We start from the raw sequence: 19,896 nt of genomic DNA, 5'->3' as shown, positions 1-19,896 counted from the left end.
GTCAAAGCTTGTGGAGACAAACCCCATGGCCACCCGCGCGCGCGAGCTGGACAAGATCGACCGCAAGATCCTGCGCATCCTGCAGCAGGAAGGGCGGATTTCGTTTACCGAACTGGGCGAACGGGTAGGCTTGTCGACCACGCCGTGCACAGAGCGCGTGCGCCGGCTGGAGCGCGATGGCGCCATCACCGGCTACTACGCGCGGCTGGACCCGCACTATCTCAAGGCCAGCCTGCTGGTGTTCGTGGAAATCAGTCTGGCCTACAAATCCGGCGATATCTTCGAAGAGTTTCGCCGCGCCGCGTTGAAGCTACCCAACGTACTGGAGTGCCATCTGGTGTCCGGCGATTTCGATTACCTGCTCAAGGCCCGTATCAGCGAAATGGCGTCCTATCGCAAGTTGCTGGGCAGCACCCTGCTCACCTTGCCGCATGTGCGTGAATCCAAGAGCTACATCGTGATGGAAGAGGTCAAGGAGACGCTGGCGTTGCCGATTGAGGGCTGAGATTCGGGATTCGGGATTCGGGATTCGAAAGTGCGACTCACGAGGGCCGGCGGCAATGCGGGTGGAGCGGCGGCCGGCTCGGCTTGGTGCTTGGTGCTTGGTGGCTGGCGGCAGATGTGCGGGGGATGTGCGGGGGATGTGCGGGGAGTGTGTCGGCTGAGCATCTGCCTGCTGGCAGGCCGCTGATGCGATAAGCACAGTCACCCTGCGGCGCTGACCAGGTTGCCACTGCATGCCGGCGTTGCCACTGGCTGACAGTCGGCAGCACCAATGCCGCTGTCAGCGCACCACGCGCATGCCGTCGCCGGCCGGGACGGCGTCGTAGTAGCGCCCGGTTTTGGTATCCAGCACCCGGTTGGGGCCGGCCGGCTGCATGCCTTGCAGCAGACGCCCGTTACGGTCGTAGACCATCGGCGTGGCGGTCGGTACCTGACTGCCCGCTGGCGCAACCGGCGTTGCGGCCGGGCCACGCGTGGGGATGCTGGGAGCGGCCGGGCGCTGACTCAGCTGTGACGGCACCGGGCTCAACGCATTGGATGGCTGCAGCGCACGCGGTGGCGCCACCTTGGGCTGCGCGGGAGCCGGCGTCGCGATGGGCTGCAGCGTGTTCGACGAGCGCGTGCTGGTGGCGGACTGCGCCAGGGCAGCGCCGGCAATACTGAGCAGGGCGCAGGCCATCAGGGCGCGCGTTGAAGGATGGATCGCCATGTCAGCCGCCGCAGTGAGTAAGGACACTCACGGAGTGGGGGCGCCACCGTTGCGTGGCAATGGATGTGCCCGGCCGGCACATGAACGTCGGTGCTCGAAAAACCATCCAGGTGTCGGGAAACGGACCTATCCGGGCGCGAAACAGAGGTGTCTGCGACAGCGGATCCCGATCAGGCATGGGAACAAGCGTTGGCAGACCCTGGGGCTCACTGTTCCATCCCTTGTCGGCAATGCTCCCCTGCCCCGCAAGCGCTCCGCAGGTGCGCATTGCCGCCACGACAGTTCGGCAGAACGACCGATGCAACCACGCCGATCCCCGCACGTCTGCGCGAAGACTCGGCGAGCGTGTGCCCTCGCCTGGGAGCGCCTGCGAGGCAGCGGCGGGCATCATAAGGGTCGGCCAGCGTTGCGGTCGCTGGTCGCTGGTCGCTGGTCGTTGGTCGTTGGTCGCTGGTCGTTGGTCGCTGGTCGTTGGTCGTTGGTCGCCGGTCGCCGGTCGTCGGTCGTCGCCAGCCAACACGGTTGAACCGGGCCCGCCATGCCCATATCACCTGTGCAGACGCCGGTACGTCGCCAGCGCGCGCATGCGAGAGCCCTATGAGCCAGTTCGACCTGACCCCTCCCTCCCCCGCCCAGCGCGATGCCTTGATCGCCGGGCTCAGCGACGAGGAACAGCGCGTGCTGCTGCACCATGGCACCGAGGCGCCGTTCTGCGGGGTCTTCCTGGACAACAAGCTCGACGGGGTCTACACCTGCCGGCTGTGCGGGTTGCCGCTGTTCCGCTCCAGCGCCAAGTTCGAATCCGGCACCGGCTGGCCGAGCTTCTTCGCCCCCTACGATGTCGCCCATGTGCGCGAGATCCGCGATATCAGCTACGGCATGATCCGCACCGAAATCGTCTGCGCACGCTGCGATAGCCACCTGGGGCATGTGTTCCCGGACGGCCCGCCGCCGACCGGCGAGCGGCATTGCCTCAACTCGGTGTCGCTGGGCTTTACCGAAAACGGTCAGGCGCTGCCCAACCCGCTGCATCGTGACGGCGCCGAGGCACAGCCGGCCTGATGGAAGCGATGGGTACGGGAGCCTGGCTGAGGCAATGCCGCATGCCGACTGGTGCCGACCGCAGCTAGCACCACGCAGGCCTCTGCGGCCATCGCCCACCTCGCAGACGCAGTGGGCTGGCGCTACGGCGTGCGGGCGATCGCCGCCCGCTTCGATCCAGCCACCGGGCGGCGCAGCTGATCTTCGCCGGCCGCATGCTGGCCCTGCCCGGTGCCCAGGCCGCCTCCGGCATGCGGTTTGCCAACGCCCAGGGCAATCGATTCCGGGAATATGCCGGCGACGCGCCGCTGTCGCTGACGGGCGGCGATGCGGTCAAACGCGTGCATGAGGCCGCCACGACAATCGGCTGAGCGTTCAGTTACAGCGCACATCTTCACGCCGTGCGCTTCAAGAATCCGCCGCGCAAGCCGAAACAACTAGCACTCCCAGCTTGCTTCCGGCTTCGCCATGCTCATCATCGTTGGCTTCATTGTTGTCATCGTCAGCGTCCTCGGCGGCTACGTGCTGTCGCACGGAAAGCTGGGCGCGTTGTGGCAGCCGTACGAACTGATGATCATCGGCGGCGCGGCATTGGGCGCGTTCCTGGTCAGTACGCCGGCCAAGATCGTCAAGGAGACCGTCGCCGACGTGCTGGGCGTGTTCAAGGGTCCGCGCTACAAGTCCGACGACTACAAGGACACCCTGAGCCTGATCTACGAGCTGTTGAACAAGGCGCGTCGCGATGGGTTCATGGCGCTGGAAGACCATGTCGAAAAACCGCAGGACAGCACCATCTTCGGCAACTACCCCAAGGTGGTGGCCGACCATCATCTGCTGGACTTCATCACCGACTGCCTGCGTCTGATGATCGGCAGCAACATCGAGCCGCACGAACTGGAACCGCTGCTCGAACTGGAGCTGGAAAAGCACCACCACGAAGCGATGGCGCCATCGCATGCGCTGAGCAAGGTGTCCGACGGCCTGCCCGGCTTCGGCATCGTGGCGGCGGTGCTTGGCATCGTGATCACCATGGGGTCGATCGGCGGCCCGATCGAAGAGATCGGCCACCACGTCGGCGCCGCACTGGTCGGCACCTTCCTGGGCATCCTGCTGGCGTATGGCTTCGTGGCGCCGCTGTCGGCGGCGATGGAAGCGCGCGCCGATCAGGACGGGCGCATGTACGAAGCGGTCAAGACCGCGCTGCTGGCCTGCCTGCGTGGCTACAACCCGAAAATTGCACTGGAATTTGCGCGCAAGACCCTGCCGTCCAATGTGCGTCCGAGTTTCGGCGATTTCGAAATGCACCTGAAGACGATCAAGTAGGACCGCGGTCATGGCCGAGGGCAAATCCACCGTCGTCATCCGACGGGTCAAGAAGGTGCAGGGCGGCGGCCATCATGGCGGCGCCTGGAAAGTGGCGTTTGCCGACTTCGTGACCGCGATGATGGCCTTCTTCCTGGTGTTGTGGCTGATGGCCGCCACCACCAAGGAACAGCGCGCGGCGATCTCCGAATATTTCCGCAACCCCAGCCCGTTGTCCGGCAAATCGCCGGCGCCGTCGCCCGGCATGAACGGACCCGGTGGCGCCAGCACCTCGATGATCAAGCTCGGCGGTACCGCCGACATGGCCAAGGGGCAAAAGGACGAGATGGGCCGCAAGCGCGACAACGCGGCCGATACCGACGTGGACAGCCGCGCCAAGGACAAGAAGCGCCTGGAAGCGCTGATGCAGGACCTCAAGGAAGCCATCGACAAGAGCCAGGCGCTGGAGCCGTTCAAGGACCAGTTGCTGCTGGACCTCACGCCCGATGGGCTGCGCATCCAGATCGTGGACAAGCAGAACCGCCCGATGTTCGACATCGGCCGCGACCAGCTCAAGCCGTACACGGTGGACATCCTGCGTGAGCTGTCCAGCTTCATCAATCAGGTGCCCAACCACATCAGCATCACCGGCCACACCGACACCACCGCCTACAGCAGCGATGCCGGCTACACCAATTGGGAACTCAGCGCCGACCGTGCCAACGCCGCGCGGCGTGCGCTGGTGGTTGGTGGCATGTCCGATGCCAAGGTGACCCGCGTTGTCGGGTTGTCGTCATCGGTGCTGTTCGACAAGACCGACCCGCAGAACCCGATCAACCGCCGCATCAGCATCGTGGTGATGACCCAGGACGCCGAACAGGCGGCGCTGGCCGGCGCCGGACAGGGCGTGGCGCTGGGCAAGTCGGTACACGACGCCGACACCCAGGTGCCGGACCTCAGCGCCGCCGCTGCTACCGGCACGGCCACGGTGGGCGCGCCAGCAGCCGGTGCTGCGTCGGCCACGACGCCGCCCGCTGCAGCAAAGGGCGCTGCGGGGGCGACTCCGGTGCCGGCCAGCACGGCCGCTGTACGCCCGGCCGCACCGCGGATGTCGTCCAGCGCACAGGTGGCTTCGGCCGCTGCGCTTGCCAAGGCGGCCGAAGCGGCGGTGGCCGCGCCGCGGGTGGCGGTGGAGGGGCAGTGATTGGCGCTGGGGAGCATTGATTGGGGCTGGGGATTCGGGATTGACCAGATCTGCGGGATTCGGGATTTGAGCTCCAGAATCTGCCAGGCAATCGCACCTGGAGCGGGGACTCCGCCTGGCCCGTGACCCTGCCGATTCCCGCGACTCATCGCATCGTGCGGCGCACGTTCTAGAATGGCCGGCCATTCCCAGCGTCGAGAACACCGTGTCCCGCAATTCCAAGGCCAAGCGCGACAAGCGCAAGAAGCAGCTCCCCAAGCGCCCCATCGTCCGTCTGGGCCAGGCGCCCCAGGTCACCAACCACGCCGTGCTGCAGGACGCCGACGGCCGTGTCGTGGCAGCGATCGGTCTGCAGGGTGGCAGCGAGTGGATGCTGTCGATCGGTGGCCAGACCATGGGCAGCGCCGACAACCCGGTTCCGATGCTGGCCATGCTCAAGCACCTGGCCAACCTGCAGGAAGCCGAAGGCAAGACCATCTCGCTGGAATATTCGACCCAGCTGCAGCAGATGATCGACGACCTGGCCGCCGAAGAAGGCCAGACCGCCGAGGAATATCTGACCACGCTGGTGGCCGAATTCCAGAACGCCGATGCCGATGAAGACGGCGAGGCCGAAGACGCAGCCGTCGATGCCGGCACCGACGCCGTTACAGAAGAGGCGGCTGGCGACGACGCTGCCAGCGACGACGACAGCGCGGCAGACGCAGACGCCAGCTCCGATGCCGCAACGGACGACGCCGACGGCGAGACTGCCAGCAAGAAGCCGAAGAAATCCAAGAAGGCCTGATCCGGCCGATGGCTGTCTACATCGACGATGCGGTGCATCTGTGGCGCGACCAGCGCTGGGCGCACCTGCTCGGCGATACGCTGGACGAGCTGCATGCCATGGCGGCGCGGTTGGGCATTCCCCGCCGCGCCTTCCAGAACAAACTCAGCGGCGCGCACTACGACGTGCCCGCACCGCTACGCCTGGAGGCCATCGCCCTGGGCACCATCCCCATCTCCCGCCATACCGATCGCGCACTGCTCAAGGCGCTGATCGCCAATGCACGTGCGCAGGCGCGCGGTGAGGTGCCGTAGCGCCGATCCAGCGATCGCGCCAGTCACGCGACAGGCACAGGTGCCGCCAAATGCGCATGGCCGCAGCCGTCGCGCGAGACCGGCAACGCTGTGCGTTGACGGGCAGCAGCACGCCGGCGTCTCCAGGTGTTGCAGCGCCACATCAAACCGCAAGCCGCACACCTAACGCCGCAGACAGCAGCGCAGATCAGCACGATGACGCAACCAACGCGAGTCGCGCGCAGGCGAAACACGCCTGGCACTGCAACTGCGCATCATGCTCGCGCATACAACGCATGCATCTTTGCAACCCGATGACGCCTGTGGCGCACACACCCGTGTGACCGGCGAAGCCGCTTCCGTGCCCACGCACAAGCCTGTCACTATCGAAGCGACCCATCTTCCGGAGCCGTTGCATTGTCTGTTCGCGTCCCGCCCTCCGAGCTGCCGTCCATGTTGCGCGTCGCCGTTCTTGAAGACGACGACGTCCTGCGCGAAGAAATCCTGATTCCCGGCCTGCAGGAGTTCGGATTCGCGGTCAGTGGCGCCGGCACCGCCGGGGCGCTGTACCGGCTGATGCTGGAGCAGACCTTCGACATGGTGGTGCTGGACCTTGGGCTTCCGGACGAGAGCGGCCTGAGCGTGGTCGCGCATCTGCGTTCGCTGTTCACTGGCCTGGGCATCGTGGTGCTCACCGGCAACCGCGGCCGCTCGGACCACGTGCATGCGCTGAGCAGTGGCGCCGACGCGTTCCTGCGCAAACCCGCCGACCCGGAGATCCTGGCGCTGACGCTGCGTAACCTGTCGCGACGCTTGCGCCCGGCCGATGCCAGCAGCGCGGAAAAACCGGCGTGGCGATTGGAATCGGATGGCTGGTGCCTGGTCGCGCCGGATGCGCGGATTGTCGTCCTGACCTCGCTCGAACGCTGCCTGATGGGTTGCCTGGATGCACAGCGCGGCCAAGCGGTGGAGCGCGATGCGCTGGTGTCGGCATTGGAAGAATGCGTCGGCGATTTCGATCTGCATCGGTTGGAGATGCTGATCCATCGCCTGCGGCGCAAGGCCGCGCGCATCACCGCAGCGGATGCGCCGGCGTTTCCGCTGCTGTCCTCGCGCGGAATGGGTTACCTGCTGGCTAGCTGATCGGCACGATTGACTCGCTCCGGCGGCGCCGCAGCCGGTAACAACAGGCGGATACAGGCACCATCGCCCGTGTTGCCGACCTCCACACGCCCGCCGGCGGCGGTGACGATTTCGTTCACCACCGACAACCCTAAACCGGTGCCCTTGCCGGCCGGTTTGGTGGTGTAGAACGGCTCCAAAATGCGCGCCAGCAGCTGCTCGGGAATCCCCGGGCCGGTGTCCGAGAACTGCAGCACCACCATGCCGGCCTGCTGCTCGCCTTCGATGCGGAACAGCCCCTGCCCGTCCATCGCATCGCGCGCATTGGCGGCGATGTTGAGCAATGCCAGTTCCAGTTCGTCCAGATCCATCGCGATCCACAACGGCGGCCCCGGCGCGATGCCTTGCAGGCGGATCTCGTGGCCGAACAGTTGCCTGAGCGTGGGTTCGATCTCCAGCAGCGCGTGGCGCGCATCGAATAGGCGCGCAATGCCGGGTTCGGCACGGCCGAAATTGAGAATCCTGCGACTGACAGTCAGCGCGCGTCGCGATGCGGCTTCGATGTTTTCCAGCGTCTTGAGCAACGGCGCCTCGCCACGGCCTTCCAGCACATCGCGACGCTGCGCAAAGCCGATGATCACGTTGATCAGATTATCGAAATCGTGCGCAACACCGGAGGCCAGGCGTCCCAGCGCTTCCATTTTCTGGGTGTGCAGCAGCTGCTCCTGCACCCGCTCGCGCTCTGCCATTTCGCGCACCAGCTTGCGGTTCACCGCTTCGAGTTCGCGGCGGCGGCGTTCCGATTCCACCAGGCTGTCGCGCAGCGCGGCGATGGTGCGGTCGAGCATCAGGGTGATCAGCAGATACACCGCAACCGTCATCAGTCCCAGGCCGACATTTCCCCAGGTCGAACGCGATGGCGGGAACCACAGCAATTGCGCGGCCAGCGCCATTGCGCACACCGTCGCCAGCAGCGCAAACACGCGCCATAGATTGCGCCGACCGAGCACCATGCCGGCGAGCACCAACGCAATCACCGGCATCGGATTGGTCAGCAGGTCGAAGATGTCGACCCGCACGTAAGTGACGAAGGTGCCGAGCAACGCGGCGGCAATGAAGACCTTGACGCCTGCCGCACTGCGGCCGCGCCGGATCATCGGCACGCCCGCCAGCGCGCCGAACGCGGTGAGCACAGTCCCGGCCAACGCGCAGGCCAGATCTGGCCTGGCCTGCAAGCGGCTCAACCCGGCGACGTAGAGAAAAAATCCGACATCGCCCAGGTTGTACAGCGCGATGGCGATCAGCAGCAGCTGCAGGAAGGCCACCTGCCGTCGATCGATCGGCTCCTCGCGCCAGCGCGTGGCCAACCAGCGCGGCACGAACACGGATTTTGCGGCAGACAGCATCACGACAAGACGTCTTGGGGTGTTTTTGCATCCTCACATTCGTGGTGAGTGGATGCAATCGTGGCTTGGTGACACGTGGCGGAGCGCATGACTATGTTGCGTTGTCCCGCAACATGAAATGTACGGAATTCCAAGACACGTGGGGATGTCTGGGAGCCGGCGTGCAGCGGTCGACCACTCCATCCACGCGCCAGGGAATCTCCATGAGCCAGCTTGACCATCTCTCGAACCGGGCTTGCGTCCGGCACGCGACCACCACCGCGCCGCACCCCCATGCCGGCAAGCGTCCGCAGCGCGTGCTGCTGCATGCTGCGGTCCTGACCGCGCTGCTGCTCAGCAGTAGCGCGGTGATGGCGCAGGTCGCCACCCCGCAGGGCGACGCCGCTACCGCTGCCGCAACCGATGGTCAGACCGGTACCAATACACCAGCCATCGCGGCCGACCAGGACACCACGGCGCAGGATGCCGACCAGGACGATGCTGCCGACACCGGCAAGCATTTTCATATCGTCGGCGGCGCCGACGCCACCACCGATGTGGGCGCGTTCGCCGCTGAGCCCTATGCAGTGGCGATCGGCGAAGCAAGCAATGCGCTCGGTGAGGGCGGTATCGCCCTGGGCGCCGGTGCCACGGTCACCGAAAAGTTCGCCATTGCCGCCGGCTACGCGGCAGCGGCCACCGGCGAATCGGCGGTTGCGGTGGGTGGCACCACCGACGTGTTCGATTACGACGACGGCGGCAATATTCTCGCCGTGCACGCCGAGTCCACCGAAGCCACCGGCTTCGTCTCCACCGCGCTCGGCGGCGGCGCTAAGGCGCTGGATGCGATGACCACCGCCGTGGGCAGCGGTGCCGAAGCCAGCGTCTTCGAGGCCACTGCACTGGGACATCGCGCACGCGCACTGGAGCAGGGCGCCACCGCCATCGGTACCCGCTCGCAGGCGATCGGGCTGGGCAGCAGTGCGCTCGGCAACGGCGCACGCGCGGTCGCCGACAGTACCGTGTCCATCGGTTTCAATTCCTTGGCCAGCGGCACCGACAGCGTCGCGATCGGCGGCATCAGCACCGCTGCGGAGAGCGCAGGCAACAGCATCGGGATCGCGGCAGCCACCGGCACCGGCGCGATCGCCCTGGGCGCGGGTGCGCAGACCCAGTCCGACTACGCCATCGCCATCGGCTACAACGCCAACATCTTCCCCAACCTGCCGGGCAACACCAATTCGGTGGCGATCGGCCACAGTGCCGGCACGTTCGGGGCCAACACCGTGTCGCTCGGCGGGTTTGCGTTGACCCACGACGCCGACTCGGTGGCGATCGGCCACAACGCCGAAACCTACGCCGTCAACAGCGTGGCGCTTGGCGTCAATGCCAAGACCTCCTGGTTCAACCCCAATGGCACTGCGATTGGCAACGACACCGAGGCCAATGGCGTCGATGCAACCGCCATCGGCTATGGCGCCAAGGTGGGCAACTGGGTCGACGACTCCTGGAACCGCTCGGCCAGCAGCGCGGTGGCGCTGGGTGCGTATTCGCAGGCCACCCGCAGCAATAGCGTGGCGGTGGGCGATGTCGCGTCCGGGTTGACCCGGCAGATCACCAGCGTGGCGGCCGGCAGCGAGGCCACCGACGCGGTCAACCTGGCCCAGCTGCGCAGCGTGGCCACCGCCCTGGGCGCCGGTAGCGCTTTCGACCCCACCGGCAACCTGATCAGCGGCAGCTACCTGGTGCAGGGCGCGAGCTACGGCAATGTCGGCGAGGCGATGGGCGCCATCGATGCGGCCCTGACCGTGTTCGATGGCCGCATCGGCGCCTTGCAGAACGTGTCTGCGGGTGGCGTGGCAGTTGGCGGCGGCAGCCTGGCGCCGGTGGTCGGCAGCGGCACCAATGCGGTGGCGATCGGCTCGTCCGCCACCGCCAATGGCGAGAACGGACTGGCGGTCGGCGCCGACGCGCTGGCCTACGGCCCGCAGGACACCGCGCTGGGCGCCAATGCCAGGGTCAATGCCGACGGCAGCACCGCGGTCGGCGCCAACACCAGCATTGCCACCGCCGCCACCAACGCGGTGGCCGTGGGCGAAAGCGCCAGCGTCACCGCAGCCTCGGGTACCGCGCTCGGCCAGGGCGCGCGCGTCGACGCCGATAACGCAGTCGCGCTAGGACGTGGCGCGGTGGCCGATCGCGCCAACAGCGTCTCGGTCGGCAGCGCCGGCAACACGCGCCAGATCACCAATGTCGCTGCCGGACAAAGCGACACCGACGCCGCCAACGTGGCCCAGCTCAACGCCGGCAACAGCCGCACGCTGAGTTCGGCAAACAGCTACACCGACAGCCGGGTGTCGGCGCTGAGCGACAGCTTCACCCAACTGCGCGACGGCAGCGAACGGCGCTTCCAGACGATGGATCGCCGTATCGACCGCATCGGCGCAATGAGCGCGGCGATGCTCAACATGGGCATCAATGCTGCCGGCACCCAGAGTGCCCGCGGTCGCATAGCCGTCGGCGCCGGCTTCCAGAGCGGAGAGCGCGCGCTCTCCATCGGTTACGCCAAGAAGGTGGGCGAGCGCGCCTCGTTCAGCCTCGGCGGCGCGTTCAGCGGCAGCGACTCGTCGGCAGGCCTGGGCTTCGGCGTGGACTTGTAACCCCTGCGCCGCGCCGTGCACGTCTTCCCCTTAACTCCATCGATTCTTGCGAGAGCCATCCCATGAACAATGCTTCGCTGCCGCTCAAGCCCCTGCTATTGAGCGCAATCCTGGCCACGGCCACGTTTCAAGCCCATGCGGCCACCGATCAACTCAGCCTGCGCGGCCTGCCGACGGCCACTTCCCCCACCGCACTCCCCGCCCGGCTGATCGTCAAATACAAGAGCACCGTGCCGTCCGACAGCTCGCGCCTGTCGATCCTGTCTGCAGCCGCCAACCGCGCCGGTGTCCTGCGCGCGGCCAGCGGTGCCGCGCGTGCCACGCCGCTCAACGCACGCGTGCTGCGTCGCACCGGCACCGGCGCCAGCCTGCTGGACCTTGCGCGCACGCTCAGCAGCGCCGACCAGGCCAAGTTGCTGACCGAACTGCGCGCCGACCCACAAGTGCAATACGCCGAGTTCGATCGCATGCTGCGCGCGGTCGATGACGTTGCCGGGCCCAGACTCAAGGCCGGTGCCGTCGCAGTGACGCCGCAGGCCACCGCCACCGCCGTGACCCCCAACGACCGCCTGTATGCCGGGTTCCAGTGGCATCTGCAGGACAGCATCGGCGGCATTCGCGCTCCGCAAGCCTGGGAGAGCTCCACCGGTGCCGGCGTGGTGGTGGCGGTGCTCGACACCGGCATCCTGCCCGACCATCCGGACCTGAAGAACAACGACCACATCCTGCCGGGCTACGACTTCATCAGCAACGCGGCGATCTCCCGGCGCGACAGCGACGCCCGCGTGCCGGGCGCGCTGGACTACGGCGACTGGACCGAAGAGGACAACTTCTGCGGACTGCCGGCGCGCTCCAGTAGCTGGCACGGTACCCATACCGCGGGCACGGTCGGCGAACTCACCAACAATACGATCGGCGGCGCCGGCGCTGCCTACGACGCGCAGATCCTGCCGGTACGCGTACTCGGCCAATGTGGCGGTACCAGCTCGGACATCGCCGATGCCATGGTGTGGGCCTCCGGCGGCCATATCGACGGCGTCCCGGACAATCTCCATCCGGCCGAGGTCATCAGCCTGAGCCTGGGCGGCCCAGGCTCATGCGACAGCACTACCCAGAGCGCCATCGACGCCGCAGTGGCCAACGGTGCGGTGGTGGTGGTGGCGGCTGGCAACGAGGCCAGCAACGCCTCGCAGTTCAGCCCGTCGAGCTGCGGCAACGTGATCACGGTGGGCGCCACCCGCATCACCGGCGGGATCGCGTTCTACTCCAACTTCGGCAGCAGCGTGGACCTGTCCGGCCCCGGCGGCGGTGCCACCGACGACACCGGCAACGGCGGCTGGGACGGGGTGGTGTTGTCGACCGGCTATAGCGGCAAGACCACGCCGACCTCCGGCGAGTACGAATACGTCGGCTTTGCCGGCACCTCGATGGCCACGCCGCATGTGGCCGCGGTGGCCGCCCTGGTACAGAGCGCGCTGGCCGCCTCCGGCAAGACCCCGCTGGCCCCTGCGCAGATGGAAGCCATGCTGCGCCAGACTGCGCGCACCTTCCCGGTCAGACCACCGACAGGTCGCCCGATCGGCACCGGAATTGTCGATGCCACCGCGGCACTGGACTATGTGCAGAACAGCTGCAGCGGCAGCGCCTGCATACCGGTCACCGTGAGCCTGACCAACCGCGATGCCCTGACCGGCCAGAGCGGCGGTCAAAGCGAGGAAAAGACCTACCGCTTTACCGCCAACGCCGGCAGCGCCTTGAATGTGCTCAGCTTCGGTGGCGGCGGCAACGTCGCGCTGTATCTCAGCTACGACGTCGAGCCGACCACCAGCAACTACCAGTTGAAATCCGCACGCACCGGCAGCGCGCAGACGCTACGGCTGACCGCACCACAGACCGGCACCTACTACATCAAGTTGGTCGGCGGCTCAGGGGGGTTCAACAACGTGTCGCTGATGGCGCGGCAGTAATCGGCAAGCGTGCCGGAGGTGGTGCACGCCACCTCCGGCACCAGGCGTGCGGCTGGCTTGCAGCAGCTAACAAGAGGACCGTGCTCACCGCCAGGCGGGCGCGGGCGCGGCCGCTGCTCGGTGCGGCATGGACCACGCGTACGCTCCGGTTCCTCCACGCCGTCCACACCCACCTGACGACTATTCGCTACGTGGTGTTCGCCGCTCTTAGAACGCCTCGTTGCCCAGCCGCACTTCCACGTCCAGCAGCGAGGTCAGCGCCAGCATCGCCTCGTCGTCGCGACTGAGCGCGATCCAGCCGGCATAGGCATCGCCGCCGGTGTTCCAGTTCCACAGCGAATAGCCATGCTCGCGCAGGCGGTCGAACGCCACCGCCATCAGGTCGGGCACGCCAAGGCCGTTGGCGAAGTCTTCATCGTCCAGATCGCCGCCCCACGCAATGCGCAGGTTCCAGCGCGCGCTCAGTTCGTCGATGGCGGCAATGAACGAATCGGTATCCTTCCAGTCGACATAAAACCCCGAGCGCCAGTCGATCGCGTCCTTCAACGCCCACAGCCAGGCATCGTCGCCCTCATCGTCGTCCGCCTCGGCCTGCGTTTCGCGCCAGGCGTCGAACTGCCCCAGTGCGGTGTCTTCGTCGCCCGGGTTGATCAGCACCAGCAAATTCCAGACCCGCGCCGGATGGTCGTCGACATCGTCTTCGTCGGTCTCGGGCGGCAGGCCTTCGTCGTCTTCGTAATCGGCACTGTTGTCGGGCATGGCGGTCTCGCTCAAGGATTGCAGGTGCGAAGTGTGACGCCTCACGCGGCGCAAGCAAACCGGCGGGCGAGCGCGTCTGTGGCATCAGGGCTGGTCTTCCCGGCACAGGCCCGTATCCTGTGCGGCCGAAGACGGCTATCCCGGCCCGTCATGACGCCTTTCCCATGAGCGATACCCCTCCCGATCATCTGGCCATCGACCCACGCAGCCCGTTCCACGATGCCGACGTCCTCAATCGCGGTATCGGCGTGCGCTTCAACGGGGTCGAACGCGACAACGTGGAGGAATACTCGGTGAGCGAAGGCTGGATCAAGGTGCAGGTCGGCAAGGCGCGCGACCGTCGCGGTAACCCGATGACGATGAAGGTCAAGGGTGAGGTGGTGGCCTACTTCCTGGACACCAAGAGCGACGCCCAGCCTGCTGCCGAGTAAGAGCGGCCGACCACACTACTTCAAGCTGTTCTATTGCAGAGTTGCTCAGCTGCTGAGCTGCGAGTTTGCTGCAGGGCCCTTGCCCGCCCACCCTCGCGGGACACGCTGCAAGTACGTCCTTGTAAGCGCTTACGCGGTATCCATGCCGCGTAAGGTCCCGCGACGGTGGGCAGGCAAGGACCAGTCTGGATGGTCGGGATGCATGGCTTTGAATAAAGCAGCCAGCAAACGCTCTGGCGCGGTGTCCTCGCCGATTGCGGGACCGTGTGGCGGCATGGATGCCGCCACCGAGCCTCCAGGGATGGGTTTACGGCGTGTCACGCGAGCGGCGCGGGCACCGCGCACTCGACCCACTCCAGCGTTTGACCTGGACTTCCGACCGCACCCACCAGGATGCAGCCGACAAAACCACTGCACTCACGCCTTGAGCCGATAACCACTACGGAAGATCGCCGCCACCACGCCCAGGCACACCACTAGAAACAGCAACGTCATGCCGGTGCTCACCGCGATATGCACGTCGGCCTTGCCGTAAAAGCTCCAGCGGAAACCGCTGATCAGATACACCACCGGGTTGAACAAGGTGACCTTCTGCCACAACGGCGGCAGCATGTTGATCGAATAGAAACTGCCGCCCAGGAAGGTCAGCGGCGTCACCACCATCAGCGGGATTACCTGCAGCTTTTCGAAGCCGTTGGCCCAGATGCCGATGATGAAACCGAACAGGCTGAAAGTCAGCGCGGTGAGCACCAGAAAGCCCAGCATCCACACCGGGTGGGCGATTTCATACGGCACGAACAGGCGCGCGGTGAGCAGGATCAACAAACCCAGCATCACCGACTTGGTCGCCGCAGCGCCCACATAGCCGATCACGATTTCCCACCACGCCACCGGCGCGGACAACACCTCGTAGATGGTGCCGGCCCAACGCGGCATGTAGATGCCGAACGAGGCGTTGGAAATGCTCTCGTTGAGCAGCGACAGCATCACCAGCCCGGGAATGATGAAGGCGCCGTAGCTGATGCCGTCGATGTCGCCCATGCGCGAGCCGATGGCCGCGCCGAAGACCACGAAATACAGCGAGGTCGAGAGCACCGGCGAGGCGATCGACTGAGTGAGCGTGCGGAAGGCACGCGCCATTTCGAAACGATAGATCGCTGCAATCGCATGCCGGTTCATGCGCGCACCTCCGCGTTGCGTGCGCCATGCACCAGGTTGACGAAGATTTCTTCCAGCGAACTCTCGCTGGAATGCAGGTCTTTGAAGTCGATGCCGTGCTCGTTGAGTCGGCGCAACAACGCACCGATGCCGGTCTGCTCGGCCTGGGTGTCAAAGGTGTAGATCAGGCTGTTGCCATCGGCCGACAGTTCCAGCGGTAAGTCTGCCAACGCAGCGGGCAGCGTGTGCAATGGCGATTGCAGGCTTAGCGTGAGCTGCTTTTTGCCGAGCTTGCGCATCAGCGTGTGCTTGTCTTCCACCAGCACCAGCTCGCCGCGATTGATGACGCCGACGCGGTCGGCCATGTCTTCGGCCTCCTCGATGTAGTGGGTGGTCAGGATGATGGTGGTGCCCTGCTCGCGCAGGCGCCGCACCATCTGCCACATGTCGTGACGCAGTTCCACGTCCACACCGGCGGTGGGCTCGTCCAGAAACAGAATTCGCGGCTCATGCGCCAGCGCCTTGGCGATCAACACGCGCCGTTTCATGCCGCCTGACAGCGTGGAAATCTTGTTGTTGCGCTTGTCCCACAGCGAGAGCTCGCGCAACACGGTTTCCAGGTACTGCGGATTTGCCGGCTTGCCGAACAGACCTCGACTGAAACGCACCGTGGCCCACACCGTTTCGAATGCATCGGTGGCCAGTTCCTGCGGCACCAGCCCGATGCTGGCACGCGCGGCGCGATAGTCGCGCACGATGTCGTGGCCATCGGCCAGTACGCTGCCGGTGCTGGGGTTGATCAGCCCGCAGATGATGCTGATCAAGGTGGTCTTGCCGGCACCGTTGGGGCCGAGCAGCGCGAAGATTTCGCCGCGCTGGATATCCAGATCCACCTGTTTGAGGGCCTGGAAACCGCCGGCGTAGGTCTTGCTCAATCCCTGGATGGAAACGATGGGCGTCATGGGTTTTGTACGGGAACGATAAGCGCCCAGGGTAGGCGGTGCGCCGTGACGATGGGAGGGGGGCAGATGGGATGGTGTCTCCCGAGGCGCCGTGATGGCGGGTGCGGGTGTGGGTGTGGGTGCTCGTACGATTCCCGCTTCACCAGCGGGTGAGCGCGCGCATCACACGTACGGCCTCGTCGCGCCCAGGTGCGCTCCTACAAAAGACCGTGGCTACCGGCCTGGCTCTTGCGATTCCCGATTCCCGATTCCCGATTCCCTGCGCGCATGAGCGCGCATCACACGTACCGCCCCGTCGCGCCCAGGTGCGCTCCTACGACGTCAGTGCCATTGCCCGGCTCTTGCGAATCCCCACTCCCGACGCTCTAATCCCGTTCCTCAAGCGCGCTTACGCGACTCGATCAAATCCAGATTGCGCACCAGCCTGCGCGACAGGTCGTCGGAGATCTCGCGACGGCGCGCAAGCTTGAACAATTCGTTGCGTTCGGCCACCAAGGCCGCGTGCCGGAACTGGCGCAAGGCCTGCTCGTATGCACCGGCCTCTTCCGGGTCGGTTTCGGCCATGTCCACCGCGCCCAGCTTGCGTTGGTAGCGTTGGCTGACCTGGTTGGCGGCGGCGTTGTAGCGCTCGGCATGGGCGCTGTCTTCCACCAATCGCTGGCGCAGCTTTTCCACTGCCTCCAGCGCTGCCTGCGAAGCCGCCTTCACCGCCAGGTCTTCTTTCTGCTGCTCGTCTTCTTCTTCCGGCAATTCCAGTCCGCGCAGCAGGGGCGGCAGTGCCACGCTGGCCACCAGCAACGACACCAGGATCACCGAGGCGGCCAGGAAGATCGCCAGCTGGCGGGCCGGAAATGGCGAGCCATCTTCCAGCATCAACGGTAGCGTCAGCACGCCGGCCAGGGTGATCGCACCGCGTACGCCCGCCAGCGACACCGCCACCACAATCCGCCATGGCGGGCTGACATGCTGCTCGCCGCGCCGCTGCGCCTTGAAGATGTTCCAGCGCAGCGACAAAAACACCCACACAAAACGCAGCGCCATCAGGCTGGTGCTGATGGTGGCCACATACACCGCCAGCCACCAGGGATTGAGGTGCCCGGCCTCCTGCACGCTGCGCACCGCGCCATCCAGGATGCCCGGCAACTGCTCGCCCAGCAGCACGAAGATGATGCCGTTGAAGGTGAACTGCACCGTGTCCCACACCGCCGAGCGCTGCAGGCGCATGTTGCCCGGTGCGTTGCCGGCCATTTCCACGTAGCTCATGGTGATGCCGGCCGCGACCGCAGCCAGGATGCCGGAGGCGTGGAAGGCTTCGGCCAGCAGGTAGGCGGCAAACGGCGTGAGCAGGTTGACCAGGATCGCCGAACCGGGTTCTTCGCCGAAGTGGCGCCAGATCCAGGCCTGGATCCGGCTCAGCCCGAAGGTGGTGGCCACACCCAGCGCCAGCCCGGCCAACGCCACCCACAGGAAGGTCAGCGAAGCGGTCGCCACCGAGAAAGTGCCGGTGAGCACCGCAGCCACCGCGAACTGGAAGCACACCAGGCCCGAAGCGTCGTTGAGCAGCGACTCGCCTTCCAGGATGTGCATCAGGCGCTTGGGGATCGGCACCTTGGAGGCGATCGACGACACCGCCACCGGGTCGGTCGGCGAGATGATCGCCGCCAATGCAAACGCCACCGCCAACGGCATCGCCGGGATCAGCCAATGGATCAGCAACCCCGCCCCGACCACGGTGAACACCACCAGGCCCAGCGCCAGTTCCAGGATCGCCGCCTTGTCGCGGAACAGGCCTTGTTTGGGAATGCGCCAGCCGTCCAGAAACAGAAGCGGCGGCAGGAACAACAGGAAGAACAGCTCCGGTTCCAGCTCGTGCCCCGCATCGAACACGCCAGAGACCACCGCGCCTAGCGCGATCTGGACCAGCGGCAACGGCAGCGAGAACGGCAGGATGCGGATCAGATAACCGCTGGCCGCGACCGCCAGCAACATGGCGAGGACGACATCGATCGAATGCATAAAAACCCGGAAGAAGAAACGGCCGCACGTGCGGCATCGTCATATTGCGACGCACAACCACGTACTGACGGGACCATACCGGTTTGCAACCGGTGATGAAACCACTGCACCGCCTGGGCCTGGGCGTGGTCCTGTGCATGGCCGCCACAGGGGTGTGGTGCTGCAGCGCTGTGGCGGGTGTGCATCGATCAGCCACTGTGGCTGCCGGACGGACAGGCCGACACAACGATGCGGCGGTGCTTCGTCAAAACAGATGGCCTGTAGGACGATGAATCGCTGCGCCATCGTGGCGCAGCGACAGGCCAGTCAATGCGCCTGCGCCTGCGCGTTGCGGGCAGTGGGCAGTGGGCAGTGGGAATGGGCAGGCGATGGATCCATCGCCAACGCCAACAGTCGCTCGGTCGCTTAGAACGCGGTGCCGTCGAAAGCAACCGGCACATGATCGCTCGCGACGTCGCGGATGCCGACGGCATTCCCGCGCGGGTTGGCCGACCGAGGATCAGCTGTGGTGCAGGTGCCTGTTCGCGTGCGGCGTCGATTGCCGAGCGCCCTCGACCGGGACCAGGAAGGTCGCTTCATGCAATTTCAGCTTGGAGTCGTAGTGACTCACCGTCACCTTGACCGCCGTGACCTTTTTCTTGAAAGCATACGGCCATTGCGCGCCCAGCATCTCCTGCCCGGGCGCCTGACCGTCAGCGTCTCCGACGAGCTTGATGCGCACGGGGTAATTGCCTGCGCCGCCGTTGTCCGGATCGTTGGCATCGGACACGTCGATATGCGCTTTCGAAAACGCCAGCGTCGACGGGCCGCCGTCCTTGTAATTAGCGCTGTCGTCGAATCCGATGTTCTTGTAACTATAGGTCAGCAGGATCACTTGCGTGGGAACCCACGAGCCGCCGCCGTGGTTGGGAATCTTCACCTTGGCCACGCGCGCAGAATCAACCGTGAATTCCCACTCCCCCGGCACAATCCATTTCTGCCCTGGTCGATAACTGTCACTCGCAGGGACTGCAGCGGTCGCTGATGGCGCAGGCGTTGGCGTGACGGCTGAAGCGTGTGCAATGCCGAATAACGCCAGCGCGCCTGCCACCCACACTGTCGGCAGCACCAGTCGATTGAATTCAATTTTTTTGGACTTCATGGTCTACAGCGCCTTAGAAATGATTATCACGCAAGGGCATCAAGACTAATCGCACTGACCGATGTCGCTTTTTCCAATCGCGAACATTCGTGCAGCATTAGGGAGGTCATGCGATAGCGACGACGACGCTGGACTTAGAGCGCCTAATAACACGGAGCGAGCAGTTGTCGGGTAGGTATGGACGGCGCGGAGAAACCGCAGTGTGCGCGTGGCACATGCCGCACCGAGCACTGGCCGTGTCCGCCTGGCAGCTGCACCGTCGGTTGGTTAGCTGCTCTTAGTGACAGCCGGATCGCGCGTCCTGCATTGCAGTTTCGCCAAGGAGTTTTTCAACCGTCGGTCGGAATGTGCGGGCATTGCTGATCGAACAGACTCAACCACGGACCATTCGATCGCGGTTTGCTACTGGGGATTATGACAACGGTGCAGCGCAGCATCCTTATGTAAAAACCACGTGATGCATCCGCGCCGCATCT

At 65.6% G+C, this 19,896-nt stretch carries 18 protein-coding genes and 2 other RNA genes; 12 read left to right on the top strand and 8 right to left on the bottom strand.

What is annotated here, in order from left to right; genetic code table 11:
• The first annotated feature begins 25 nt into the window (after nt 1–25).
• Nucleotides 26–505 carry an Lrp/AsnC ligand binding domain-containing protein gene (locus tag ABQU90_RS15210; RefSeq protein WP_005992148.1) on the top strand — a complete coding sequence of 160 codons (480 nt, stop codon included), beginning with the start codon at nt 26–28 and terminating at the stop codon, nt 503–505.
• 279 nt (nt 506–784) lie between these two features.
• Here the strand turns inward: ABQU90_RS15210 and ABQU90_RS15205 are convergent, their stop codons facing one another.
• Nucleotides 785–1,213: a hypothetical protein gene (locus ABQU90_RS15205; protein WP_115513974.1), complete on the bottom strand. Its 429-nt coding sequence runs from the start codon at nt 1,211–1,213 to the stop codon at nt 785–787.
• A gap of 597 nt (nt 1,214–1,810) precedes the next feature.
• Between ABQU90_RS15205 and msrB the strand changes: the two genes are divergently transcribed.
• The 7 genes from msrB (at nt 1,811) to ABQU90_RS15170 (ending at nt 6,962) form a co-directional block, all read left to right on the top strand.
• A complete protein-coding gene (gene msrB / locus ABQU90_RS15200; RefSeq protein ID WP_055847914.1) occupies nt 1,811–2,275 on the top strand; it encodes a peptide-methionine (R)-S-oxide reductase MsrB in 465 nt (154 codons plus the stop codon).
• 194 nt (nt 2,276–2,469) lie between these two features.
• On the top strand, nt 2,470–2,625 hold the full coding sequence (locus ABQU90_RS15195) for a hypothetical protein (RefSeq protein ID WP_323522506.1): 156 nt from the start codon (nt 2,470–2,472) through the stop codon (nt 2,623–2,625).
• Between the two features lie 97 nt (nt 2,626–2,722).
• Nucleotides 2,723–3,577, top strand: coding sequence for a flagellar motor stator protein MotA (gene motA, locus ABQU90_RS15190; RefSeq protein ID WP_055847909.1), 855 nt, complete (start codon nt 2,723–2,725; stop codon nt 3,575–3,577).
• 10 nt (nt 3,578–3,587) lie between these two features.
• Complete coding sequence (gene motB / locus ABQU90_RS15185; RefSeq protein ID WP_323522507.1) at nt 3,588–4,760, top strand: flagellar motor protein MotB; 1,173 nt, start codon at nt 3,588–3,590, stop codon at nt 4,758–4,760.
• Between the two features lie 205 nt (nt 4,761–4,965).
• Nucleotides 4,966–5,547, top strand: coding sequence for a hypothetical protein (locus ABQU90_RS15180; RefSeq protein WP_323522508.1), 582 nt, complete (start codon nt 4,966–4,968; stop codon nt 5,545–5,547).
• Between the two features lie 8 nt (nt 5,548–5,555).
• Nucleotides 5,556–5,840 carry a DUF4031 domain-containing protein gene (locus tag ABQU90_RS15175; protein ID WP_104615032.1) on the top strand — a complete coding sequence of 95 codons (285 nt, stop codon included), beginning with the start codon at nt 5,556–5,558 and terminating at the stop codon, nt 5,838–5,840.
• Between the two features lie 435 nt (nt 5,841–6,275).
• Nucleotides 6,276–6,962 carry a response regulator transcription factor gene (locus ABQU90_RS15170; RefSeq protein ID WP_115555131.1) on the top strand — a complete coding sequence of 229 codons (687 nt, stop codon included), beginning with the start codon at nt 6,276–6,278 and terminating at the stop codon, nt 6,960–6,962.
• On the opposite strand, the gene ABQU90_RS15165 is transcribed toward ABQU90_RS15170, so the two are convergent.
• Nucleotides 6,944–8,347, bottom strand: coding sequence for a sensor histidine kinase (locus ABQU90_RS15165; protein WP_323516882.1), 1,404 nt, complete (start codon nt 8,345–8,347; stop codon nt 6,944–6,946). The two genes, ABQU90_RS15170 and ABQU90_RS15165, sit on opposite strands and share 19 nt — an antisense overlap.
• Nucleotides 8,348–8,550: 203 nt before the next feature.
• On the opposite strand from ABQU90_RS15165, the gene ABQU90_RS15160 reads away from it, so the two are divergent.
• From ABQU90_RS15160 to ABQU90_RS15150, 3 genes are all read left to right on the top strand, one after another.
• Nucleotides 8,551–10,986 carry a YadA family autotransporter adhesin gene (locus ABQU90_RS15160; protein WP_323522509.1) on the top strand — a complete coding sequence of 812 codons (2,436 nt, stop codon included), beginning with the start codon at nt 8,551–8,553 and terminating at the stop codon, nt 10,984–10,986.
• A 62-nt stretch (nt 10,987–11,048) separates the two neighbouring features.
• Nucleotides 11,049–12,953 (top strand): S8 family peptidase, encoded by a 1,905-nt coding sequence (locus tag ABQU90_RS15155; RefSeq protein ID WP_323522511.1) that lies wholly within the window; start codon nt 11,049–11,051, stop codon nt 12,951–12,953.
• Between the two features lie 127 nt (nt 12,954–13,080).
• Nucleotides 13,081–13,156: non-coding RNA, sX9 sRNA (locus tag ABQU90_RS15150), on the top strand.
• 4 nt (nt 13,157–13,160) lie between these two features.
• Here the strand turns inward: ABQU90_RS15150 and ABQU90_RS15145 are convergent.
• On the bottom strand, nt 13,161–13,712 hold the full coding sequence (locus tag ABQU90_RS15145) for a DUF6630 family protein (RefSeq protein WP_055847893.1): 552 nt from the start codon (nt 13,710–13,712) through the stop codon (nt 13,161–13,163).
• Between the two features lie 164 nt (nt 13,713–13,876).
• On the opposite strand from ABQU90_RS15145, the gene ABQU90_RS15140 reads away from it, so the two are divergent.
• Nucleotides 13,877–14,143 carry a DUF3297 family protein gene (locus ABQU90_RS15140; RefSeq protein ID WP_055847890.1) on the top strand — a complete coding sequence of 89 codons (267 nt, stop codon included), beginning with the start codon at nt 13,877–13,879 and terminating at the stop codon, nt 14,141–14,143.
• Between the two features lie 417 nt (nt 14,144–14,560).
• On the opposite strand, the gene ABQU90_RS15135 is transcribed toward ABQU90_RS15140, so the two are convergent.
• The 5 genes from ABQU90_RS15135 to ABQU90_RS15115 all read right to left on the bottom strand — a co-directional run bounded on the left by ABQU90_RS15135 (nt 14,561) and on the right by ABQU90_RS15115 (nt 19,637).
• Entirely contained in the window at nt 14,561–15,322 is a 762-nt protein-coding gene (locus ABQU90_RS15135; protein ID WP_055847888.1) for an ABC transporter permease, read from the bottom strand.
• The gene (locus ABQU90_RS15130) at nt 15,319–16,263 is read right to left on the bottom strand and encodes an ABC transporter ATP-binding protein (RefSeq protein WP_055847885.1); all 945 of its coding nucleotides are present in this window, start codon (nt 16,261–16,263) and stop codon (nt 15,319–15,321) included. Before ABQU90_RS15130 ends, ABQU90_RS15135 begins: the two co-directional genes overlap by 4 nt.
• 378 nt (nt 16,264–16,641) lie before the next feature.
• Nucleotides 16,642–18,279: a Na+/H+ antiporter gene (locus ABQU90_RS15125; protein WP_055847883.1), complete on the bottom strand. Its 1,638-nt coding sequence runs from the start codon at nt 18,277–18,279 to the stop codon at nt 16,642–16,644.
• A 499-nt stretch (nt 18,280–18,778) separates the two neighbouring features.
• Nucleotides 18,779–19,420 (bottom strand): hypothetical protein, encoded by a 642-nt coding sequence (locus ABQU90_RS15120; RefSeq protein WP_323522513.1) that lies wholly within the window; start codon nt 19,418–19,420, stop codon nt 18,779–18,781.
• A 141-nt stretch (nt 19,421–19,561) separates the two neighbouring features.
• A non-coding RNA gene (locus ABQU90_RS15115) (sX9 sRNA) lies at nt 19,562–19,637 on the bottom strand.
• Between the last annotated feature and the right edge of the window lie 259 nt (nt 19,638–19,896).

It is taken from the genome of Xanthomonas sp. WHRI 10207 (assembly GCF_040202975.1).
GTDB lineage: Bacteria > Pseudomonadota > Gammaproteobacteria > Xanthomonadales > Xanthomonadaceae > Xanthomonas.
This window is presented reverse-complemented; position numbering and strand designations above follow the sequence as displayed.

Excerpts from the sequence above, each read along its gene's own strand:
- ABQU90_RS15210 (WP_005992148.1), top strand. The coding sequence starts at position 26 with ATGGCCACCCGCGCGCGCGAGCTGGACAAGATCGACCGCAAGATCCTG.
- ABQU90_RS15205 (WP_115513974.1), bottom strand. The coding sequence starts at position 1,213 with ATGGCGATCCATCCTTCAACGCGCGCCCTGATGGCCTGCGCCCTGCTC.
- msrB (WP_055847914.1), top strand. The coding sequence starts at position 1,811 with ATGAGCCAGTTCGACCTGACCCCTCCCTCCCCCGCCCAGCGCGATGCC.
- ABQU90_RS15195 (WP_323522506.1), top strand. The coding sequence starts at position 2,470 with ATGCTGGCCCTGCCCGGTGCCCAGGCCGCCTCCGGCATGCGGTTTGCC.
- motA (WP_055847909.1), top strand. The coding sequence starts at position 2,723 with ATGCTCATCATCGTTGGCTTCATTGTTGTCATCGTCAGCGTCCTCGGC.
- motB (WP_323522507.1), top strand. The coding sequence starts at position 3,588 with ATGGCCGAGGGCAAATCCACCGTCGTCATCCGACGGGTCAAGAAGGTG.
- ABQU90_RS15175 (WP_104615032.1), top strand. The coding sequence starts at position 5,556 with ATGGCTGTCTACATCGACGATGCGGTGCATCTGTGGCGCGACCAGCGC.
- ABQU90_RS15165 (WP_323516882.1), bottom strand. The coding sequence starts at position 8,347 with ATGCTGTCTGCCGCAAAATCCGTGTTCGTGCCGCGCTGGTTGGCCACG.
- ABQU90_RS15160 (WP_323522509.1), top strand. The coding sequence starts at position 8,551 with ATGAGCCAGCTTGACCATCTCTCGAACCGGGCTTGCGTCCGGCACGCG.
- ABQU90_RS15155 (WP_323522511.1), top strand. The coding sequence starts at position 11,049 with ATGAACAATGCTTCGCTGCCGCTCAAGCCCCTGCTATTGAGCGCAATC.
- ABQU90_RS15145 (WP_055847893.1), bottom strand. The coding sequence starts at position 13,712 with ATGCCCGACAACAGTGCCGATTACGAAGACGACGAAGGCCTGCCGCCC.
- ABQU90_RS15140 (WP_055847890.1), top strand. The coding sequence starts at position 13,877 with ATGAGCGATACCCCTCCCGATCATCTGGCCATCGACCCACGCAGCCCG.
- ABQU90_RS15135 (WP_055847888.1), bottom strand. The coding sequence starts at position 15,322 with ATGAACCGGCATGCGATTGCAGCGATCTATCGTTTCGAAATGGCGCGT.
- ABQU90_RS15130 (WP_055847885.1), bottom strand. The coding sequence starts at position 16,263 with ATGACGCCCATCGTTTCCATCCAGGGATTGAGCAAGACCTACGCCGGC.
- ABQU90_RS15125 (WP_055847883.1), bottom strand. The coding sequence starts at position 18,279 with ATGCATTCGATCGATGTCGTCCTCGCCATGTTGCTGGCGGTCGCGGCC.
- ABQU90_RS15120 (WP_323522513.1), bottom strand. The coding sequence starts at position 19,420 with ATGAAGTCCAAAAAAATTGAATTCAATCGACTGGTGCTGCCGACAGTG.